This is a genomic window from Burkholderia sp. ZZQ-2 (assembly GCF_050768715.1).
Classification (GTDB): domain Bacteria; phylum Pseudomonadota; class Gammaproteobacteria; order Burkholderiales; family Burkholderiaceae; genus Burkholderia; species Burkholderia cepacia.
Genome location: NZ_LDVA01000013.1, coordinates 1 through 3,780, shown reverse-complemented (window position 1 = coordinate 3,780; position 3,780 = coordinate 1). Strand labels below are relative to the sequence as shown.

Below are 3,780 nucleotides of genomic sequence, written 5' to 3'. Positions count from 1 at the left end.
GTTGCGCCCGTTGCAACGGTCGCACCGGTGGCCGAAGGCCCCGCGCCGACGCTGGAAGACGCACAGGCGCTGGCGAATGCCGGCGCGTTCGACGAGGCCGAGCGCGTGCTCGCGCAGTTCTCGGCGCGCGTCGGGCCGCACGCCGATGCGTTCTACCTGAACGGGCTGATCGCGGATGCGCGCGGGCGCGCATCGGAAGCCGGCGACTTCTACAGGAAGGCGCTGTACCTGCGGCCCACGCATCACGAAGCGCTGACCCATCTCGCGACGCTGCTCGACGTCGGCGGCGATCGCGCGGGCGCGCAATGGCTGCTCGAGCGTGCACGGCGCTCGGCCGGCTGACAAGACTACGGGTTGGGGACCGACACCGCGATGACCAGAGGAATTCATGAACCGCGCCGCCGCTGCCATTGACGAGACGACGATCGACGTCGACGATTGCTGGAACCGGATCGGCACGCGCGGCGACCGCACGTGCGAGCGGCTGAACGAGTGCCTGCGCTGCCTGAACTGCCCGGTGTACGCGTATCACGCGGCGAAGCTGCTCGAGCGCCCGCTCGACGGGGCGGAGATGGCCGACGCCACGCGCCGGATGAGCGCGCCCGGCACGCCGCACGTGCGCGACGCCGACGCCGATACGCGCCATGCGGCGCTGGCGTTTCGCGTGGCCGACGAATGGCTCGCGCTGCCGATCGGCGTGCTGCGCGAGATCGCCGGCACGCGCCCGATCCATTCGCTGCCGCATCGCCGCAATTCAGCCGTGCGCGGCGTGGTCAACATCCGCGGCACGCTGCGCATCGCGATCTCGATCGGCGCGCTGCTCGGACTCGATGTCGGCAAGGGCGGCAAGGGCGGTGACGACGGCCGCTTCACGCGGCTGCTGGTCGCCGCGCACCAGGGCGAGCCGGTCGTGTTTCCGGTCGACGAAGTCGAGGGCGTGCTGCGCTTCGGCGCATCCGACTGGGTGCCCGTGCCGGCCACGGTCGGGCGCGCGAGCGCCGGCCTGTCGCGCGGCGTGCTGTCGTGGCGCGGGAAGTCGGTGGGCCTGCTCGACGACGACCGCCTGTTCGACGCAGTCACACGGAGCATGCGATGAGCGGCGATGACGACCTGAGCCACCTGTCGCTGCTCGAGCTGTATCGCGAGGAGACGCGCACGCAGACCCAGGCGCTGTCCGAACGGCTGCTCGCGCTCGAATCGGGCGAGCCCGATTCCGTCGCGCTCGAGGCATGCATGCGCGCCGCGCATTCGCTGAAGGGGGCCGCGCGCATCGTCGGCGTGCCGCTCGGCGTCGACATCGCGGGGCGGATGGAGGAGTGCTTCGTCGCCGCGCAGGCCGGCACGATCGCGCTGACGGCCACGCACGTCGACGTGCTGCTGGCGGGCGTCGATTTGCTGGTGCGCGTCGGCGATCCGCAGGCGCAGCCCGTGACGCAGACGGAGATCGACGTGTTCGCGGCGGCGCTCACGGGCGCCGACGGCGCGCAGACGATGCAGGTGTCGGGCGTCGTCTCGCCGCAGGCGCCGCCGACGGTCGTGCCGTATCGCGAGCACGACGGTGCCGCGAACGAGCCCGTCGGGGCGAGTGCCGCGGTGCCGCCGCTTGCGGTCTCGAGCGCGGTGCCCGATCCGGCCCAGGCCGGCCGCGTGGCCGGCGCCGGCGCGATGCGCCGCGTGCGCGCGGATACGCTGAACCGGCTGCTGAGCCTGTCCGGCGAATCGCTGGTCGAATCGCGCTGGCTCAAGCCGTTCGCCGAATCGATGCTGCGCGTGAAGCGCGCCCAGCGCGATGCAGCCCGCTCGCTCGATTTGATGTATGAACAATTCGCCGACGATCTCGACGCGGGCATGCTCGCGTCGATGAACGAAGTGCGGCACATGCTGAACGACCTGCAGCGCTCGCTTGCCGAGCGCATGGACGAATTCGACCGCTTCGAGCGGCGCAGCACGCATATCGCCGAGCAGCTGTACGACGAGGCGCTGCAATGCCGGATGCGGCCGTTCGGCGACGCGACGCGTGCGTATCCGCGCATCGTCCGCGATCTCGCGCGCTCGCTCGGCAAGCAGGTGCGTTTCTCGATCGTCGGCGAGGGCACGCAGGTCGACCGCGACATCCTCGACCTGCTCGACGCGCCGCTCGGCCACCTGCTGCGCAACGCGATCGACCACGGCGTCGATTCGCCGGAGGCGCGGCGCGCGCGCGGCAAGCCGGCCGAGGCGAGCGTGACGCTGGAGGCGCGCCACAGTGCCGGCTCGCTGCTGGTCAGCGTGATCGACGACGGCCCGGGCGTCGACATGGACGCGCTGCGCGCGGCCGTCGTGCGCCAGCGCCTGACCGACGACGAGACGGCCGCGCGGCTGTCCGATCCCGAACTGCTCGAATTCCTGCTGCTGCCGGGTTTCTCGATGCGCGATGCGGTGACCGACGTGTCGGGCCGCGGCGTCGGCCTCGACGCGGTGCAGGAGATGGTGCGCGGCGTGCGCGGCGCGGTGCGGATCTTCAACGAGCCGGGCGCGGGCATGCGTTTCGTGCTGCAGCTGCCGCTCACGCTGTCGGTGATCCGCAGCCTGCTCGTCGAGGTCGGTGGCGAGCCGTATGCGTTCCCGCTTGCGCACGTGCGACGCACGCTCGAACTCTCGCACGACGATATCGACGTGCTCGAAGGGCAGCCGCATTTCCCGTTCGACGGCCGGCGCGCGGGCCTCGTCGCCGCGCATCAGCTGCTCGACGCGGGTGAGCCCGACGTCGCGCGCACGAGCACGGCGGTCGTGGTCGTCGGCGGGGAACCCGAGCTGTACGGCGTCGCGGTCGACCGCTTCCTCGGCGAGCGCATGCTCGTCGTGCAGCCGCTCGACAGCCGCCTGCACAAGATCCAGAACATCGCGGCCGGCGCGCTGCTCGAGAACGGCGACCCGGTGCTGATCGTCGACGTCGAGGACCTGATCCGCTCGGTCGACAAGCTCGTGCGCGGCGGGCAGCTCGCGCGGCTCACGCGCGACCCGCAACTGGCGCTGGCCGACCGGCGGCGCCGCGTGCTCGTCGTCGACGATTCGCTGACGGTGCGCGAGCTCGAACGCAAGCTGCTGGAGAAGCGCGGCTACGACGTGACGGTCGCGGTCGACGGGATGGAGGGCTGGAACGCGGTGCGCAGCGATGCGTTCGATCTCGTCGTCACCGACGTCGACATGCCGCGCATGGACGGCATCGAACTCGTTACGCTGATCAAGGGCGATCCGATGCTCAAGCGCGTGCCGGTGATGATCGTGTCGTACAAGGATCGCGACGAGGATCGCCGTCGCGGGCTCGACGCGGGCGCCGACTACTACCTCGCGAAGAGCAGCTTCCACGACGAGGCGCTGCTCGACGCCGTGCACGACCTGATCGGGGACGCGCGAGGATGAACATCGGCATCGTCAACGACTTGCCGCTGGCCGTGGAGGCGCTGCGCCGCGTGATCGCGCTGCGCACCGACCATCGCGTGCTATGGGTCGCGACCGACGGCGACGAGGCGGTGGATTTCTGCGTCGCGCATCCGCCCGATCTCGTGCTGATGGATCTCGTGATGCCGAAGGTCGACGGGGTCGCGGCGACGCGCCGGATCATGGCGCGCGCGCCCTGCGCGATCCTGATCGTGACGGCGAGCGTCAGCGCGAACACGTCGTCGGTCTACGAGGCGATGGGCGCGGGTGCGCTCGATGCGGTCGACACGCCGACGCTCGCGCTCGGGCTGTCGGCCGACGCGTCGCCGCAGGCGCTGCTCGCGAAGATCGACCAGATCG

Annotated in this window: 3 protein-coding genes and 1 pseudogene; all 4 read left to right on the top strand. The window is 71.1% G+C overall.

Annotated elements, in window-relative coordinates; all coding sequences use genetic code 11:
- A pseudogene (locus tag ABY44_RS00195) lies at nt 1-342 on the top strand (CheR family methyltransferase); the annotation flags it as partial.
- Nucleotides 343-388: 46 nt separating this feature from the next.
- Entirely contained in the window at nt 389-1,096 is a 708-nt protein-coding gene (locus ABY44_RS00190) for a chemotaxis protein CheW (protein WP_027790999.1), read from the top strand.
- On the top strand, nt 1,093-3,402 hold the full coding sequence (locus tag ABY44_RS00185) for a hybrid sensor histidine kinase/response regulator (protein ID WP_060173100.1): 2,310 nt from the start codon (nt 1,093-1,095) through the stop codon (nt 3,400-3,402). The genes ABY44_RS00190 and ABY44_RS00185 overlap by 4 nt, the downstream gene beginning before the upstream one ends.
- On the top strand, nt 3,399-3,780 hold a 382-nt coding region (locus ABY44_RS00180), incomplete at its 3' end, for a response regulator (protein ID WP_431640685.1). The genes ABY44_RS00185 and ABY44_RS00180, both read left to right, overlap by 4 nt.

Excerpts from the sequence above, each read along its gene's own strand:
- ABY44_RS00190 (WP_027790999.1), top strand. The coding sequence starts at position 389 with ATGAACCGCGCCGCCGCTGCCATTGACGAGACGACGATCGACGTCGAC.
- ABY44_RS00185 (WP_060173100.1), top strand. The coding sequence starts at position 1,093 with ATGAGCGGCGATGACGACCTGAGCCACCTGTCGCTGCTCGAGCTGTAT.